We start from the raw sequence: 659 nt of genomic DNA, 5'->3' as shown, positions 1-659 counted from the left end.
TTTCTATTTACACAAAATATTTTACACTCTCGATTTTTTTTAAAAGTAAATGCTATACGATAATTTTTTTTATCAATATTGACTTTCATTTCATATATTCCCTTTGCCGAGCGTGTTCGTACTGGTTTTATACGAAAAAAATTATGGTCTACATGCTCTATGACTTTTTTAGAAATAGTTTTTTTGTATGCGAGATGTACCTCTTGCGGAAATTGTTCCAATAGTTCACTGTCAAACTCAACAGTATAATCCATATTTTGCTTCCTTTCTATACGGCTTAAAGTGTTGAAATAAGTCATTCATTAGTTTTTACACTGTTACTTTTCGATGATGGTTACAACCGCTTTGCCGCAAGTCAGTTCTTTTTCCAGCTCGCTCTTTATTTTTATGGCACATGGTTTGGAAAAAGGAGCTGCTTCTTTCCATGAACCAAGTAAAGGATATTCGTTACTGATACCTTTCACATATTGTTTGTTTTTGACACCTTTTGTTTTTACTTCTACATAATACATTTGATCATCTTCTTTCTTGCTGTTTTTAGTTCATATTCAAATATATGTAAGCGAAAATGATTATGTATCTATATCTTTATGATAAATAAAAAGAATCAATTTAAAAGTTTTTTTCAGTCAAGTCCACAATCCTGTGTAAAATACTAT

2 protein-coding genes are annotated in these 659 nt (G+C 30.0%); both read right to left on the bottom strand.

Translation table 11 applies throughout. The features are described 5' to 3' along the window. A partial coding sequence (locus tag HMPREF2731_RS12060) for a hypothetical protein (RefSeq protein WP_070873069.1) occupies nt 1-254 on the bottom strand: 254 nt, incomplete at its 3' end. A 63-nt stretch (nt 255-317) separates the two neighbouring features. Next, entirely contained in the window at nt 318-512 is a 195-nt protein-coding gene (locus HMPREF2731_RS12055; protein WP_002309674.1) for a hypothetical protein, read from the bottom strand. Nucleotides 513-659: the final 147 nt, after the last annotated feature.

Origin of the sequence: Enterococcus sp. HMSC072F02, from assembly GCF_001837725.1 — a bacterium.
Classification (GTDB): Bacteria; Bacillota; Bacilli; order Lactobacillales; family Enterococcaceae; genus Enterococcus_B; species Enterococcus_B lactis.
This window is presented reverse-complemented; position numbering and strand designations above follow the sequence as displayed.